Raw genomic sequence first — 14792 nt, 5'->3', positions numbered from 1 at the left:
GGCAGGAGTCGGTCATGGGGTGCACCTCCTTGTGCGTTGGGGTTGCCTCCGGCGGCTGCCAGGTGGGTGGTAGTCCAGCCACGGACTCCGGTTGCTGCTCGGGGTCGGGGTTGGGGTCGGGTTCGGGGGCGGTGCGGGAAAGACGACGGGCGGTGAAGACGCAGCCGACGGCGAGGGCGGCGGCAGAGATGAGGAGGGTGAGGGCGTAGCCGTTGTCGAAAGCGGTGTGAGCGGCGTCCAGCAGGCTTTCGGCACGGTCGGTGGGAAGGTCCTCAGCGGTGGTCCGGGCCTGATCGAGACTGTCCCTCGCCGCATCGGGCACTCCTGCGGGCAGGTGGACGGTGGTCGTGTAGACGGAGGCCAGGGCGCTGCCGAGGATCGCGACACCGAAGAGGCTGCCGAGTTCGTAGGAGACCTCCTCCACGGAGGCGGCCATTCCGGCGCGGTGGACGGGTGCGTTGCCCATGATGGCGGTGGAGGCCGCGGTCATGGCCAGCGCCGTTCCGGCTCCGGCGACGACCAGCCCGGGTACGACCCACGCGGGGTGGTCGGGGTGGATACGCAGGAACGGCACCACTCCGGGGGTGAGCAGCAGGGTGAGCAGGACACCGACCGTTCCGGCCAGCAGACCGCCGACGATCAGGGGACGAGGGCCGCTGCGGTGCACCAGGCCGCCCGCGACCATGCCGGCGGGCAGGCACCCGGCCGCGAAGGCGGCCACCAGCAGGCCCGCGTCCAGGGGGGTGAGGCCGACGACCAGCTGGAGCCGCTGGGCGAGAACCAGCTGGACCCCGGCGGTCGCGAACATCGCCAGCGAGGCCGCGACGATGCCCGACAGGATGTGCGGATGCCGCAGCAGGGCGAAGTCGAGCAGCGGATGTTCCTGCCGCCGCTGACGGCGTACGAACAGCGTGAACCCGGCGGCCGAAGCGAGGAGCGCCAGTACGAGGTGCAGTGGCTGCGGGCCGGGTTTGGTGGCCTCCTTGACCGCGTACACCAGTCCGACCAGACCGATCATGATCTGCGCGGAGGCGATCAGGTCCCAGGGCCGGTCCGAGCGGCCCGAGTCGCCGGGTGCCAGCACGGCGCCGGCGATCAGTGCGATCACCACGACGGGCACGTTGATCAGGAAGGCCGAGCCCCACCAGAAGTGCTCCAGCAGCAGTCCTCCGACAATCGGGCCGAGCGCGCTTCCGACCACGGACATCGAGCCCCACACACCCATGGCGATGTTGCGTTCCCGCTCGTCGTCGAACGTGGTGCGCACCAGGGACAGGGTCGCGGGCATCATCGCCGCGGCACCCACCGCGAGGAAGGCCCTGGCCCCGATCAGCACGGCGGGTGAGGGCGCGAACGCCGCCACGGTGGAGGCGACACCGAACAGGGCGAGCCCCGCGAGGAACATCCGCTTGTGCCCGACGCGGTCACCGAGGGTGCCCGCGCCGAGCAGCAGCCCGGCCATCACCAGCGGGTAGGCGTTGATGATCCACAGCTTCTGTGAGGCATCCGCGCCCAGGTCCTGCGTCAGCGTCGGCAGTGCGGTGTACAGCACCGACATGTCCACCGTGATCATCAGCAGGCCGACGGACACCGTCACCAGCAGCCACCAGCGCTTCGCGGCGCCGTTCATACTCCACCCATGTCTCTTGTCGTCTCGGTCGCCGCTGCCGGCCCTGTCGGGCGACGGGCAGCGGCTGCTTCAGGGGGCGCGGCCGCGCCCCGGCTCACGCATCGTCGCCGTCCTCGGCCCTGGTCAGAGCCACCAGCCGTTCACCCAGGGCCTTCTTGATCGGCGCGGGGAGCTGGTAGCCGCTGGTGGCCTCGAACAGCCACAGCCCGTCGGTCGCCAGCCGCGCCAGGAGCAGATCGATCTCGGCCGGCTCGGCCGACCGCAGCGGCGGGCTCCAGCGGCGCATCATCTGTTCCCACACCCGCGAGAGTTCCGGCTGGGTGACGGACTCCAGCATGAACGCCAGATCGGCCTTGCTCGCGGCGGTTCCCCGAGTCCCCACCCGGGCGTAGGCCTCGACCGTCTCCCTCGCCGAGGCCTCGGCGAGCGGCTTGCCGAGCTCCGCGTCGAGCTGCTCCTCCCACGCCGCGGTGAGGTGCTTCTGGATCGCCAGCAGCAGATCGTCCCGGGTGCGGAAGTGGTACATCAGGCCGCCCTTGGTCACCCCGGCCTCCTCGGCCGCCGATTCCAGGGTCAGGCCGGTGATGCCGTCACGCTCCGTCACGCGGATCGCCGCATCCAGGATGAGATTCCTCGAACTGGGTCGCATCCAATTACTATACCGGCCAGAAGGTACAGTAATGCGATCGGAAGCCACCCGCAGACGGAGTGTCCGCGGCCGCTCCGCGCCACGTTCCTGCCGACGCGGCCGACCTGCCGACGCGGCCGACCTGCCGACCTGCCGACCGAGAGTCACACCACGCGGAAGTTGGCCATCATCGCCATGTCCTCGTGCTCCAGATTGTGGCAGTGGAACATGTACCGGCCCCGGTAACCGTGGAAGCGGGCCAGCACGTCCACGGTTTCGTACGGCCGCACGTCGACGGTGTCCTTCCAGCCGCGCTCGTGAGCCGCGGGTGGCCGGCCGTTGCGGGCCTCCACCTGGAAGTGCGCCAGGTGCAGGTGTACGGGGTGGTGGACGTCGCTGGTCAACCGCCACCGCTCGACCGACCCCAGGCGCGGTGAGGCGAGGTACCGGTCGACAGAGAAGGGGTACCCGTTGATCGTCCAGACCTTGGCGCCGCCGCCCGCGGAGGTCAGCCGGAAGTCGAACCACCGGGTGGCCGCCACATCCGTCCTCGCCAGGGGCCGGATGTCCGCGAGCCGGGCCGGGACGTGCGAGGAGTCCCTCGCCCGGCGGGCCACCCGGAACCGTATGACGTCGCGCATACCGCCTTTCCCCAGGGTGTTGACCAGGGTGACGGCGGTGCCCGGCTTCCAGCGGGAGAAGTCGATCACTATCTCGGCACGCTCGGCCGGCGCGAGCGTGACGGCCTGAAGGTCCGCGGGGCCGGCCAGGAGTCCGCTGTCGCTGCCCACCTGGGTCAAGGGACCGCCCGGTTCCAGCTTCAGCCGGTACCGGCGGGCGTTGGAGGCGTTCAGCACGCGGAAGCGATAACGCACGGCGTCCACCTCCAGCTCCGGCCAGGGCGCCCCGTTGACCAGCGTGACATCGCCCATCACGCCTCCCATGTAGGGCTCTTCGACGCCCGGCCTGCCTTTCAGTGACGGGTCGAGGGACGGGTAGCGGAAGGATCCGTCCTCCTCGAAGGCGCGGTCGCAGATCATCAGGGGGATGTCCCGGTCGCCCTCGGGCAGCGGCAGATTCTGTTCCTCGTCGTCGCGGACCAGGAAGAACCCGGCCAGACCGCGCCAGACCTGCGGAGCGCTGAAGTCCATCCGGTGGTCGTGGTACCAGAGCGTCGCCGCCTGCTGGTCGAGCGGGTAGTCGTACTCCTTGGCCTGCTCGGAAACGGTCCACGCGTCCGCGGACATCTTCATTCCACCGTGACCGCCGTGACCGCCGTGACCGCCGTGACCGCTGCCACTGCTTCGGCCGTGCGTGTCCTGCCGCCAGCCGTCCGGGACGACGATGTCCGTCGGGTAACCGTCCGAGCCGGGCGGCGTGACCCCGCCGTGCAGATGAGTGGAGGTGGGCACCGGCAGTTCGTTGCGCACCGTCACCAGGGTCCCGCGCCCCGACCGGCCGACGATGGTCGGTCCCGGGAACTGGCCGTCGTACCCCCACACCTGGGTGCGCAGCCCGGGCAGAATCTCCACGTCGGCAGCGCGCTGCACGATCTCGTACCGGTCCACCCCACCCGCTCGGCTCACCGGCCGGGCGACGGCCGGCACGGGCAACGCCGTCGTGAAGGGCCGCGGCAGCCTCGCCCGGCTGCTCAGCAGATCCCCGGATTCCTCCCGGCCGGCCAGGACGGCGGCGAGGGTGCCGCCCCCTGCCGCGGCCGCGGCCGCACCGCCGGTCACCGCGAGGAACCCTCGGCGGCTCAGTCTGCGCTTCCCGCTCACCGGGTCACCTCCGCCGACTCGCCGGCGGCCGCCGGAACCTGCGGGGTCTCTGTGAGGACGACGACCAGGGCCAGCATGGCGACCGCTGCGGTCACGACACCGATGAACATGTGCGGGGCGACCACACGGGCCATCCCCAGACCTATCTGCCCCACGGTCATCACCAGGACGAGGACGGACAGCGCCGTCAGCCGCCAGCCGGGCGTCAGCCCGGCCCGCCTGCACGCCCTGCGTTCCAGGACGGCCGCAGCCACCTGCACGAGTGCCACCACGGACAGCGTCCCGCCGACGGCGCTGTGCACCGCCAGCAGTCCGATGTCCCCGGTCACGAAGAGGCCGGCCAAGAGCCCCTGGGCCAGCGTCATCAGCAGAAACAATGTGACGGTCACCCGCAGCACCCATGTCGTCCATGGGACCGCGGAGTCACTTCTACGCGGCATGAGCATCCTTCCAGTCGTCCGGTGAGTGCCCGGGCATCGGACAGCGCCGAGAGGTCGTTCGGGCGGCGCGGGGCACCCCGAAGCGTCAGTGGCTCGGGGCGGCACGGCCGGGGGGAGGTGAGCTCCCTGGAACCCGGTGAGCAGGCCGTGGCGAGCGCATGAACCAGCCAAGTCGGCCAGGACCTGAGTAACTGTACCATCCAGAAGGTGTAGTAATTCATGGGGTCGCAGCCCAGGGCGGAGGGCTGAACCGGAGCCGCTCATAGAAGAGCGAGGGGTGCGCCGTCGCCCCTGCGTCCCGCATGCACGGCAGCGGGTGCGGAAACCACACGGCTACGCACGCGCGGGCATCCCCGTCCATCTGCTGATCGACCGGGAAGAGGGCGAAGTGACGGTGTACGCCGAGCCTTCCGGTGATGCCTACGCCCAGGGGCCGAAGTACAAGCTGGGCCTCGCCGTACCGCTTCCCGCCCCCCTCGGATTCGACCTCGACGGCGGAATTCTGAGCGGCGCCCACGGCGCCCACGGCGCCCGTTCTCGCCGCGGGCCCCGTCGGTCGGTCAGTGCGGCCGTCGTACGGGAGTCACGAAGGCCGTGTCGCGTTCGCCGCGGTGATCAGGGCCGTCATCGCGAGCAGCGCGGCGGCGAGGGGTCGGGCATGGCGGGTGAGCAGGTGTCGGAGCACGGCAACCTCGCAGCGGTGTGGTCAGCAGCGCATTAAGCGGGTTTAAGGCGCTGCTTAACGTAGGGGGTTGAAGCCTCAACAGCAAGAGCATGTCGGGTAGTTGACGATAAGCACGAGCACAAGTGCGATTACTGGCATGCTTACGCCATGGCAGCCACGGCCGACCGCGACGATCCCGAGACCATCGGGCGCAGAGTGCAGCACCTGCGTACGGAACGCGGACTGACGCAGAAACAGCTGGCCGATCAGGCCTACACGCCCGCCTACATCTCCACCGTGGAGGCCGGGCGGGTGCGCGCCTCCGATGACGCGCTCAAACACATCGCGCAGCGGCTCGGCGTCGCCTACGAGGAACTGGCGACCGGGCGCCCCGCCCACCTCGCTGTCGACCTGCGGCTCCGGCTGACCGACGCGCAGCGCACGCTCGCGACCGGCGAGGCCGCGGTGGCGGCGGAGCAGTACGCGGCGCTCCTCGCGGAGGCCGAGGCGCACGGACTCGCCGCCGAACAGGCCACCGCACTGCTGGGGCTCGGTGACTGCGGCCTGGACACCGGCGACCTGACCGCGGCCCGGCAGTACTTCGAGCGGGCGGAGAAGGTCCTGCACGACTCCCCGCTGACCGCACGGGCACCCGCCCTGCGCGGCCGGGCGGTCGCCCACTACCTCGCCGGTGAACTCCGTTACGCCTGCTACCTGCTGGAGTCCACGCTCGACGAGCTCAACCGCGGCGGACTGCACGACCCCGACGCGCTGCTCCTGCTCTACGCGAGCGCCATCGCCCCCTACATGGACATGGGCGCGCACGCGCGCGCGGCCAAGGCGGCCGAGCTGGCCCTGGCCCTCGCGCCCCAGGTCGCGGACCCGGCGCTGGTGGCCCGTATGCACCGCCAGGTCGCGCGCACCCTGATCGCCGAGGGGCGCGTCGCCGAGGCCGACGCCTCCCTGGCCAAGGCCGCCGAGCTCTACCGCCAGCTCCAGATCCGTACCGAACTCGCCAACTGCCACTGGATGCGCGGCTACCTGTACGCCCAGAACGGTGAACTGGAGCGTGCGGAGGGCGAGTTGCGCGAGGCGCTGACCATGCACGCCGGTCGTAAGGCCGCGCTCTACAGCAGTCAGGTGACGGTGGAGCTGGCCGACGTCCTGCACCGGCTCGGCAAGTCGGAGGAGGCCGCCGCGCTGCTCCGCGACGTCCTCGGGCACCTGTCCCCGGAGCGCGGCGCCGTCCACTCCGCGGCCGCGCACCGTCTGCTCGGCATCATCGCGGAGGACGCGCGGGACTCCGAGACGGCGGAGGAACACTACGTCCGGGCGCTGAGCCTGCTGGAGCGCGCGGGCGCGGCGGGCGACCTGGCCGACCTGTGCCGGCTCCTCGGGGACCTGCTGCGCCGCACCGGCCGGGTGGAGGCGGCGCTGGACGCGTACCGGACGGGACTCGGGCACCGTACGGCCCCCGGGACGACGACCCTGGGACCGGCGCCCGCACAGCCTCCTCTGTGACGGACCGAAAAGAACCAGGAACCGGGGTGCGGGCTCACCGGGCCGGACGACGAGTGGCTTCGCCGATCTCGCCGGTTACAGGGACCTCGTCGGCTTTCGGTTCAAGCGGGGGCGCCTCGACGGAGTACACCTCGATGCCGTACGCCGCTCTCCCCTGCGCGACGGCATACGACACGGAGTACGTCCCGGTCAGCACGGCGAGGAGCGCGGCGGCCGTGACGTACTTCTCTCTCCGGTCTCTCCGGGCCATGAACGGACAACTCCAAGTGATCGATGGTCAGGAACTGTTCTCGGTCGTCCAGCACCCTGTGGTGTGTTTCGATGGAGGCGCCGTACGAAGACCGACGTACGGGACCTGTACGCACCACGGGGGCCACCGGGTTGCACGGGAATCCGGGGAACTCGAAAGAACTTCTGGGGACTCGGAGAGAACTCAGGCACACGCGCGGCGAGGGGCATGACCGAGGAAGAGTTCGACGCGTTCTACGCCAGCGCGTTCCCCCGGCTGACCGGGCAGCTCTACGCGTTCACGGGGGACCACGGCGAGGCGCAGGACGTGGTTCAGGAGGCGTTCGTCCGCGCCTGGGACCGGCGGCGGGACTTCCTCGTCGACGAGGCGCCCGAGGCGTGGATCCGGACCGTGGCGATGCGGCTCGCGGTGAGCCGCTGGCGGCGGGCGAGACGCTGGCTGGAACTGGTCCGCCGTACGCCACCGCCCCAGCACACGCCCGGCCCCGACCCCGAACGTGCCGTCCTGGTCGCCGCGTTGCGCAAACTGCCCGATGCCCAGCGCAGGGCGCTCGTCCTGCACCATCTGTGCGACCTCAGTGTCGAGCAGGTAGCCTCCGAGACCGGTGCCCCCGTGGGGACGGTCAAGGCCCGTCTGTCCCGTGGCCGGGCGGCGCTGGCGCGGGAACTGGCCGCCGGCGAGGGGGAGAGGGAGGACCACCGTGTCCGATGATCTCGCCCGCGGGCTACGGCAGTTGGCCAAGAGCGCCGAGGCACCGCCGACCGTCCCGGGCGCCGAGGTCCGCCGTATCGCCGTACGCCGTCGACGCCGCCGCCGTACCACCGCGGTCGCCGCCGGGGGAACCGTCGCGGCCGCCCTGGCCGCGCTGCTGACGGTGAACCTCACCGGCGGCGGCACCGACGACCGCCCCGCCCCGGCCGCCAGCCCCGCCGGCACGCCCGCGACACCGGCGCCCGCCGACGCGACGGTGGACGTGTCCCGCCAGGTGCTCGTCATCGACGGCCGGGAACTCCCCGTCTCCGCGGGCTCGAAGGACGCGCCCACGCCCAGCGGCCGGATGACGGTCACCGGCAAAAAGTCCGCCACGCCGGCACCAGGTGAGGACCTCGGCGTCGCCGACGCCCGCGCCGACGCCGTGAAGATCCCTTGGGTGATTTCGCTCAGGGCGCCGGACGGGAGCACGGTGTTCATCGGCGCCAGGGGGTACGACGAGAAGGCGCCGGGCGACTACCTCGGGGCGCCCGGCTGGATCAGCCTGCGGAGTGACGACGCGCGGTGGGTGTACGAGCGGCTGGTGGAGGGATCGGTGGTGGAGGTGACGGGGACCGCGCCGACACCCGATCGGGCCTCGCCGTCGGCCCGGCCTTCGACAGCGCCTTCGCTGGTTGCGACGCCGACAGCGGCTGAGGCACCGACAGCGGCTGAGGCACCGGCACAGGTCCCGGCCGAGACAGTGACGCCTTCGGCGGTGGTGAGGACGGAGCCCTCCGGGCTTCGAGAGGCGGGCCGCGGGTAGGCACACGGCGCCTCCGGGCAGGTGGTGCAGGTGGTTGCAGATGGTGCGGGGGTGGTGCAGGTGGCGTTCCGAGCCGCCACGGACCACGACGAGGTTCGACAGCGCCTGAGTACGCCGGGGCCCTGACGTGCGTACGCCACCCGTGGGGACCCGCTCACCCGGACGACCCCCTGCGCTGGTGGGCGCTCCCCGACGGTGTTGGCCTGGGACGAAACGTCATGCTCCCGGGAGGCCGGCGCCATGCGACATCCGTATCGACTGCCCGTCCTGGTGTTCGTCGCCGGGGTGTTCGTGGTGGTGGCGGCCTGGCTGTGGCAGGAGAGATGGGTCGGCCATCCGGCCGCCGCACCCGGGAGCGGCAAGACCTCCGCCGCCGCACCCTCGGCGCCTGCCGCCTCCACCCTCTCCGCCGCCCGGCTCAGGAGCGCCCTCATCGGCGAGGGCGACCTCGGCCGCGCCTGGGCCCCGACGGCCGGCGCGGCGACCTGGCGGGACGGGCTGCTCAAGGGCAGGGCGGACCGCCCCGAGTGCCAGGAACTGCTCGACGCCGTGTACGCCGAGGACCTGCTGGGCGAGCCGAGCGGCGCGACGGCGGTCGAGGGCTTCGACGACACCGAGTACGGCGCTCAGGTGCGCTACCAGGTGGGCGCGTACCGGAAGCAGGACGTCGACGCGAAGCTCGGGCACCTGGGTCAACTGGCCAGGAAATGCCGGGAGTTCACCTCGGCCGGGGCCTCGGGAGAGAAGTACGACGTCCGGGTGAACCCCGTCCGGCTCCCCGGCGTCGGCGACGCCCGCCAGGCGCTCCGCATGACCGTCGGGGGCGAGGTCGACGGAGAGCGGGGCGAGCTGACACTGGACGTCGCCGCCCTGCGCGTCGGCGACGGTGCCGCCCTCCTCACGCACGGCGGCCTCTACGGCATCGAGGCCGACATCACCCGGCACGCCGCCCAACTCGCCGCCGAGCGCCTCCAGGACACCCTCGCGGGCAAGCCGCCGCGTTCCGCCCGTCCCTCCGCCCGTCCCTCCGAGCGGCCCGCCGAGGAGGGGCAGCAGGAGCGCCAGGAGGAACCGGCGTACGAGGCCAACCCGGCGTACGAGGACGGCGAGACGGGCGAAGAGGACGAGGGTGGCCAGTAGGAGTAGGAGTAGGAGCCGGAGCAGGAGCCGGGGGCTCAGCCCGCCGGCGTCGTCGCCCGGCGCAGGTTCTCGATGCAGACCGTGAGGGCCTGCTGGAGGGACTCCAACTGGTCGAGCATGTCGGCCTCGTAGATGTCGTCGAGGTCGGTGGCGTCGTCCAGCGTCAGCTCCTCGAAGACCTTCGTGGCCCGCTGGAGGCTGCTGTAGAACTTCGTACGGCGTTCCTGGACCCGGAGCTCCGGGTCCGCCTCGACGGTCTGGACGACGAGGGACTTCACGTTGTCGTACGCTTCGGTCGCCCACTCGCCGGTGTCCTCGTCCTCGTCCAGCTCGTCGAGCAGGGAGAGGTGGCGCTCGGCCTCGGCGCGGAGGTCGGCGGGGGCGTCGATCGTCTGGCCCGCCGGGGTCTTCACCTGCCCGCTGTCCACGATCTGGCGGACGTACCCGATGCGGTCGGCGGCCCGGTTCTCGGTGGCGACCGCCTTCTTCAGCTCCTCGGTCCGCACGACGTCACGCGCCAGCTCGGCCTGGAGCGTCGGGTCCTCCCGCAGCCGGTCGAGGAGCGCGGCGCGGGCCGCCTGGGCGGTGGAGGGGTCGGCGAGGATCGCGGCACGCAGCGCGGTGGGGTTCTCCGCGACCTCCAGCGCCTTGGTGGGCCGGATGCCCTCGGCCTCGGCGGCCGCCGTGATCGCGGTACCGCGTACGGAGGTGGCGCTGTTGCGGGAGCTGTAGTACGACAGCCAGACGTCCGCTTCCGGCAGTTCGATGTCGTCGCCGGGGCTGAGCGCCTCGAACTGCGGCACGAGCCCGTCGTCGGCCGCCATGTCCCACGCCTTGTAGTAGCGCATGACCCGCTCCGGCGAGCACCCGGCCAGCTCGGCGAACTCCTTCGCCGACACCTTCGGCGTCTCCCCCGCCACCTGCCCACCGGGCCGCACACTCCGCGCCACCTTCAACGCGAACGTCCAGCCACCGGTCCGCGCGTACACCCCGAACTCCCGGGCGTCCCGCGCCACGAGCTCGTGCACACCGGCATCCGGTGCGGCCTCGGCGTCCGGTGCGGCCTCGGCATCCGGTGCGGCGTCGGCGCCCGGAGCGGTCTCAGCGTCCGGTACGGCCTCGGCGTCCGGTACGGCCTCGGCGTCCGGTGCGGCCTCGGCGGTGGGTTCGACCCAGTACCCCTCGTTCTCGTCGCGCTCTTCGCTCTCGGACGTCGGGTGGATCGCTACGGTCAAGGGACACTCTCCCGGGGAGTACGTACGACGGAACGCGGCTGCCGGACGCGACCGGCAGAACGCGCATCGTATCCGTTCAGCGCTCGGTCACCGTTTCGTGCGTCACCCTCCGGACGCGGGGCCCCGTAAAACCAGTTGCTCCCGGTCATCCGACGGGATGTAGCGTGGCCGCCATGTGTGCAGACGGCATGTGGGGTATCGCAGTGTTGATCAGGAACCGCCGCTTCTAGCGGTGGGCCTTCCGCGACTTTCGGCCTGAGCGGCCGCGCCCCTGGCGACGCCGCTCCACCTCGCCGAACCGATACGCGAAGTGATCCGCCGCTCCCGAGAGACCTCGCCGGGCGGCCGTTCCGCGCTGCCCGGCTTCCCCTCGAAGCCGCGGAGAACCTGTGCGCACCCACCGACCCGGCCGACACGAGCTCGGCCAGAACTTCCTCGTCGACCCGACCGTCATCGAGCTCATCATCGATACGGTCGCCGGCCTCGCGTCCCGCAGCGACGCTCCCCTCATCGAGATCGGCGCGGGTGACGGCGCGCTGACCCTGCCGTTGCAGCGGCTCGGACGGCCGCTGACCGGTGTCGAGATCGACGGCCGGCGTGCCGCGCGGCTGGCCCGCCGTACCGGCCCGGCGACCGAGATCGTCCACGGCGACTTCCTGGACTTCCATGTGCCGGCGACGCCGCACGTCCTGGTCGGCAACCTGCCGTTCCACCAGACCACCGCGATGCTGCGCCGCATCCTGCGGGCCCCCGGCTGGACGGAGGCCGTCCTGCTGGTGCAGTGGGAGGTGGCACGGCGGCGCGCCGGTGTGGGCGGGGCGACCATGATGACGGCGCAGTGGTGGCCGTGGTTCGAGTACCGGCTCGTGTCCCGGGTGCCCGCTTCGGCGTTCCGTCCGCGCCCCGGTGTCGACGGTGGGCTGATGACCATGGCCCGCCGGGCACGGCCGCTCGTACCGGTCCGGGACCAGCGGCACTACCAGGACTTCGTGCACCGCGTGTTCACGGGCCGCGGCCACGGCCTCGACCGGATCCTCGCCACCGCCGCCCCGGAACTCCCCCGCCGCGAGGTCCGGCACTGGCTGCGGCAGAACCGGATCGCCCCCGCCGCCCTGCCCCGTGCTCTCGGCGCCCACGAGTGGGCGGAGCTGTACGGGCTCCGGGACCGTTCAGCCCGGCGGGCCGGTCAGTGACTGTTCCGCCCAGATCACCTTGCCCTCCGGCAGGAACCGGGTCCCCCAGCGTTGGGTGAACCGGGAGATGAGGAACAGCCCGCGCCCGCCCTCGTCGGTGGCGCGCGGGTGGCGCAGGTGGGGAGCGGTGGCGCCGCCGTCGAAGACCTCGCAGATCAGGGTGCGTTCGAGGATGAGGCGCAGTCGGATGGCGCCGGTGGCGTGACGTATGGCGTTGGTGACCAGTTCGCTGACGACCAGCTCGGTGGTGAACGCCAGCTCCTCCAGGCCCCACGCGTCGAGCTGCCGGATCGTGGTTCTGCGGGCCTGGGCGACCAGCGCGGGGTCGGCCGGCAGGTCCCAGGACGCCACCCGGTCCGCGTTCAGCTGCCGGGTGCGGGCCAGCAGCAGCACCACGTCGTCGTACGGGCGCTCGGGCACCAGCGCGTCGACCACGGTCTGCGCCCGCCGGTCGAGGGAGGCCGGGGCGACATCGGGCGGGGGGTTCGCAACGACGCGCCCCCGCTCCGTGCGTCCCCGCTCCGTGCGTCCCCGCTCCGTGCGTCCCCGCTCCGTCCGCCCCCTCTCCGTGCGTCGCCCATCCGTACGCCGCTCCTCCGTGCGTCCCGCGCCCGTCGGTGGGCGGCCCCCGGCCGTCGCCGATCCCGCCAGCGCGCGGCACAGCATGTCGGGGCCGGCCTCGGCGAGCAGACCGTCCGTGTGGAGGGCGATCAGCGTGCCCGGCGGCAGGGAGGACAGTGTGAGGGACTCGAAGGGGGGACCGTCCACGCCCAGGGCCGGTCCGATCGGGAGGTCGTCCGCGAACGTCACCGTGCCGTCCGGCGTGATCAGCGCCGGTGCCGGGAGGCCGGCCGAGGCCATCACGCACTCGCCCGACACCGGGTCGTGGACCACGTACAGACAACGCGCCCCGACCGTGTGCCCGCTGCCCGCGCCCGGGTCGTCGCCCTCCTGCCGGGCGGACTTGGCGACCAGGTCGTCGAGGTGGGCGACCACCTCTTCGGGCGGCAGGTCGAGGTCGGCGAGGGTGCGTACGGCGGTGCGCAGGCGGCCCATGGCGGCGGCGCCGTCGATGCCGTGCCCCGGGACCTCGCCGACGACGAGGGCGACGCGGGCGCCGGAGAGCGGAATGACGTCGTACCAGTCGCCGCCCAGGCCGGTGAGCTCGTCGGCGGGGCGGTAGCACGCGGCCACCTCCACCGCGTCCTGCTCGGGCAGACGGCGGGGGAGGAGGCTGCGCTGCAGGACCAGGGCGGCGCTGCGTTCGCGCGTGTAGCGGCGGGCGTTGTCGACACACACGGCGGCGCGGGAGACCAGCTCCTCGGCGAGGCCCAGGTCGACCTCGTCGAAGGGGTCCATGCGGCCCTCGCCGCGGAAGAACGTGGTGATGCCGAGCGTGATGCCCCGCGCCCGGATCGGCACGATCATCACGGTGTGCAGCCCGAGGTCCAGGAAGGTGGCCTCGCGGCCGCCGGGCAGCGTGTCCGACCACTCCTTGGCCAGCGGGTCGAGCTGCGCCCGGTACCAGGACGTGCCGCCGGTCAGGGTGAGCACCGGGGGCGTGCCGGGCAGGTACGCGGCCAGGCCGCCGATCCCGACGACGGTCTCCGGCACCCCCGCGTTCACCGACTGCTGGCCGGCGCGCCGCAGCGGCACCGCGTCGGCGCCGCGCACGGGCCCGGGGTCGGCCCCCTTCAGGACGGACTCCAGCAGGTCGACGGCGACGAAGTCGGCGAGCTCGGGCACGGCCACGTCGGCGAGTTCCTGCGCGGTGCGCGCCACGTCGAGGGTGCGGCCGATCTGCTCGCCGGCGCGGTCGAGGAGGGCGAGCCGCTGCCGGGCGCGGTGGCGTTCGGAGACGTCGACGACCGTGTAGTAGACGCCGAGCGGGTTGCCCTGGTCGTCGTCGAGCCGGGTGAACGTCAGCACGTGCGCCGTCTCGCGATGCGGGGCCGAGCGGAACCGGCCCACGTGCTCGTAGTCGACGACGGTCTCGCCGGTCCTCAGCACCTGCCGCATCACGGCCTCTATGCGCTGGGCGTCCAGGCCGGGCTGTACGTCGGCGAGCCGGAGCCCGATCCGCTGGTGCGCGGGGCCGCCGCCGAACGTCTCCAGCGCGGTGTTCGACCACACGAACCGCAGGTCGGTGTCCACCATCGCTATGCCGACGGGCGACTGCACGACCATGCGCTCCAGCACGAACCGGCTCATGTCCCACCCGGGCGCGTCGGCCATGTCGGAGAGCAGCAGAATCCAGTGGGCGGCACGGCCGCTCTCCGGTACGAGCCCTGCCGGAGTGGTACCTGTCCGGGTGGTACCAGTCCGGGTGGTACCTGTCCGGGCGTTCCCCGCCGGGGCATTCCCTGCTGGAGTGTTCCCTGCCGGGGCGTTCCCCCGCATCGGCACGGCCCGCACCATGAGCCGGACCCGTCCGCCGTGGCGGTGACGGGCGGTGAGGACGCCGGACCAGCCGCCCCTGCCGCGGTACGCCTCGGCCAGGGGGGACAGCCGGGCCGCGTCCTCGGGGACCAGGAGCTCGGCGACGCTCCGGCCCACCACCTCGGCGGCCGGATACCCGAGCAGGCGCTGGGCGTCCCGGGTCCAGCACGTCACCGTCCCGCGCGCGTCGAGCAGCAGCGGCGCGGCATCGGCCACGTCGAACCGCTGTCGGGTGACACCACTGTTCCTGTCGGTCCCCACGGCGACCCTCTCTGCTCTGAGACGCCCTCCGGTCCCATTATTCACCTTGTGTGATCGCCGGACAGCACTCTTGTGACCGGTCGGTGCGTTCCAG

General features: G+C 72.3%; 13 protein-coding genes. 6 read left to right on the top strand and 7 right to left on the bottom strand.

Going from position 1 to position 14792, the window contains the following annotated elements:
- From FPZ41_RS26640 to FPZ41_RS48625, 4 genes are all read right to left on the bottom strand, one after another.
- The coding region (locus FPZ41_RS26640) for an MFS transporter (RefSeq protein ID WP_152866217.1) at positions 1-1630 on the bottom strand (1630 nt) is incomplete at its 3' end.
- A gap of 94 nt (positions 1631-1724) precedes the next feature.
- Positions 1725-2279 carry a TetR/AcrR family transcriptional regulator gene (locus FPZ41_RS26635; RefSeq protein ID WP_152866216.1) on the bottom strand — a complete coding sequence of 185 codons (555 nt, stop codon included), beginning with the start codon at positions 2277-2279 and terminating at the stop codon, positions 1725-1727.
- A 143-nt stretch (positions 2280-2422) separates the two neighbouring features.
- The gene (locus FPZ41_RS26630; protein WP_322620762.1) at positions 2423-4039 is read right to left on the bottom strand and encodes a multicopper oxidase family protein; all 1617 of its coding nucleotides are present in this window, start codon (positions 4037-4039) and stop codon (positions 2423-2425) included.
- Positions 4036-4479, bottom strand: coding sequence for a hypothetical protein (locus FPZ41_RS48625; RefSeq protein ID WP_228022988.1), 444 nt, complete (start codon positions 4477-4479; stop codon positions 4036-4038). The genes FPZ41_RS26630 and FPZ41_RS48625 overlap by 4 nt, the downstream gene beginning before the upstream one ends.
- Positions 4480-4795: 316 nt before the next feature.
- Here FPZ41_RS48625 and FPZ41_RS49960 point away from each other — a divergent pair, with 316 nt between their 5' ends.
- Both FPZ41_RS49960 and FPZ41_RS26620 read left to right on the top strand, forming a co-directional pair.
- The gene (locus FPZ41_RS49960; protein ID WP_194236225.1) at positions 4796-5200 is read left to right on the top strand and encodes a Uma2 family endonuclease; all 405 of its coding nucleotides are present in this window, start codon (positions 4796-4798) and stop codon (positions 5198-5200) included.
- 111 nt (positions 5201-5311) lie between these two features.
- On the top strand, positions 5312-6664 hold the full coding sequence (locus tag FPZ41_RS26620) for a helix-turn-helix domain-containing protein (protein ID WP_152866215.1): 1353 nt from the start codon (positions 5312-5314) through the stop codon (positions 6662-6664).
- A gap of 34 nt (positions 6665-6698) precedes the next feature.
- Here the strand turns inward: FPZ41_RS26620 and FPZ41_RS26615 are convergent, their stop codons facing one another.
- Entirely contained in the window at positions 6699-6914 is a 216-nt protein-coding gene (locus tag FPZ41_RS26615) for a hypothetical protein (protein ID WP_152866214.1), read from the bottom strand.
- Between the two features lie 207 nt (positions 6915-7121).
- On the opposite strand from FPZ41_RS26615, the gene FPZ41_RS26610 reads away from it, so the two are divergent.
- The 3 genes from FPZ41_RS26610 to FPZ41_RS26600 all read left to right on the top strand — a co-directional run bounded on the left by FPZ41_RS26610 (position 7122) and on the right by FPZ41_RS26600 (position 9570).
- Positions 7122-7625, top strand: a complete 504-nt coding sequence (locus FPZ41_RS26610) for a SigE family RNA polymerase sigma factor (protein ID WP_152866213.1) — start codon at positions 7122-7124, stop codon at positions 7623-7625.
- Positions 7615-8430: a L,D-transpeptidase gene (locus tag FPZ41_RS26605; protein WP_194236224.1), complete on the top strand. Its 816-nt coding sequence runs from the start codon at positions 7615-7617 to the stop codon at positions 8428-8430. The genes FPZ41_RS26610 and FPZ41_RS26605 overlap by 11 nt, the downstream gene beginning before the upstream one ends.
- Before the next feature lie 240 nt (positions 8431-8670).
- Positions 8671-9570, top strand: a complete 900-nt coding sequence (locus FPZ41_RS26600) for a hypothetical protein (RefSeq protein ID WP_152866212.1) — start codon at positions 8671-8673, stop codon at positions 9568-9570.
- A 35-nt stretch (positions 9571-9605) separates the two neighbouring features.
- Here FPZ41_RS26600 and FPZ41_RS26595 read toward each other — a convergent pair whose 3' ends face one another.
- Positions 9606-10805 carry a hypothetical protein gene (locus tag FPZ41_RS26595; protein WP_152866211.1) on the bottom strand — a complete coding sequence of 400 codons (1200 nt, stop codon included), beginning with the start codon at positions 10803-10805 and terminating at the stop codon, positions 9606-9608.
- A 389-nt stretch (positions 10806-11194) separates the two neighbouring features.
- Here FPZ41_RS26595 and erm point away from each other — a divergent pair, with 389 nt between their 5' ends.
- Positions 11195-11998 (top strand): 23S ribosomal RNA methyltransferase Erm, encoded by an 804-nt coding sequence (gene erm / locus FPZ41_RS26590; protein WP_322620761.1) that lies wholly within the window; start codon positions 11195-11197, stop codon positions 11996-11998.
- On the opposite strand, the gene FPZ41_RS26580 is transcribed toward erm, so the two are convergent.
- A complete protein-coding gene (locus FPZ41_RS26580) occupies positions 11975-14698 on the bottom strand; it encodes a SpoIIE family protein phosphatase (RefSeq protein ID WP_322620760.1) in 2724 nt (907 codons plus the stop codon). The two genes, erm and FPZ41_RS26580, sit on opposite strands and share 24 nt — an antisense overlap.
- Between the last annotated feature and the right edge of the window lie 94 nt (positions 14699-14792).

This window comes from Streptomyces acidicola (assembly GCF_009377235.1).
Lineage (GTDB): Bacteria > Actinomycetota > Actinomycetes > Streptomycetales > Streptomycetaceae > Streptomyces > Streptomyces acidicola.
This window is presented reverse-complemented; position numbering and strand designations above follow the sequence as displayed.

Coding starts and splice junctions, on each gene's coding strand:
- FPZ41_RS26600 (WP_152866212.1), top strand. CDS start 8,671: ATGCGACATCCGTATCGACTGCCCGTCCTGGTGTTCGTCGCCGGGGTG.
- FPZ41_RS26620 (WP_152866215.1), top strand. CDS start 5,312: ATGGCAGCCACGGCCGACCGCGACGATCCCGAGACCATCGGGCGCAGA.
- FPZ41_RS48625 (WP_228022988.1), bottom strand. CDS start 4,479: ATGCCGCGTAGAAGTGACTCCGCGGTCCCATGGACGACATGGGTGCTG.
- FPZ41_RS26610 (WP_152866213.1), top strand. CDS start 7,122: ATGACCGAGGAAGAGTTCGACGCGTTCTACGCCAGCGCGTTCCCCCGG.
- FPZ41_RS26635 (WP_152866216.1), bottom strand. CDS start 2,279: ATGCGACCCAGTTCGAGGAATCTCATCCTGGATGCGGCGATCCGCGTG.
- FPZ41_RS26615 (WP_152866214.1), bottom strand. CDS start 6,914: ATGGCCCGGAGAGACCGGAGAGAGAAGTACGTCACGGCCGCCGCGCTC.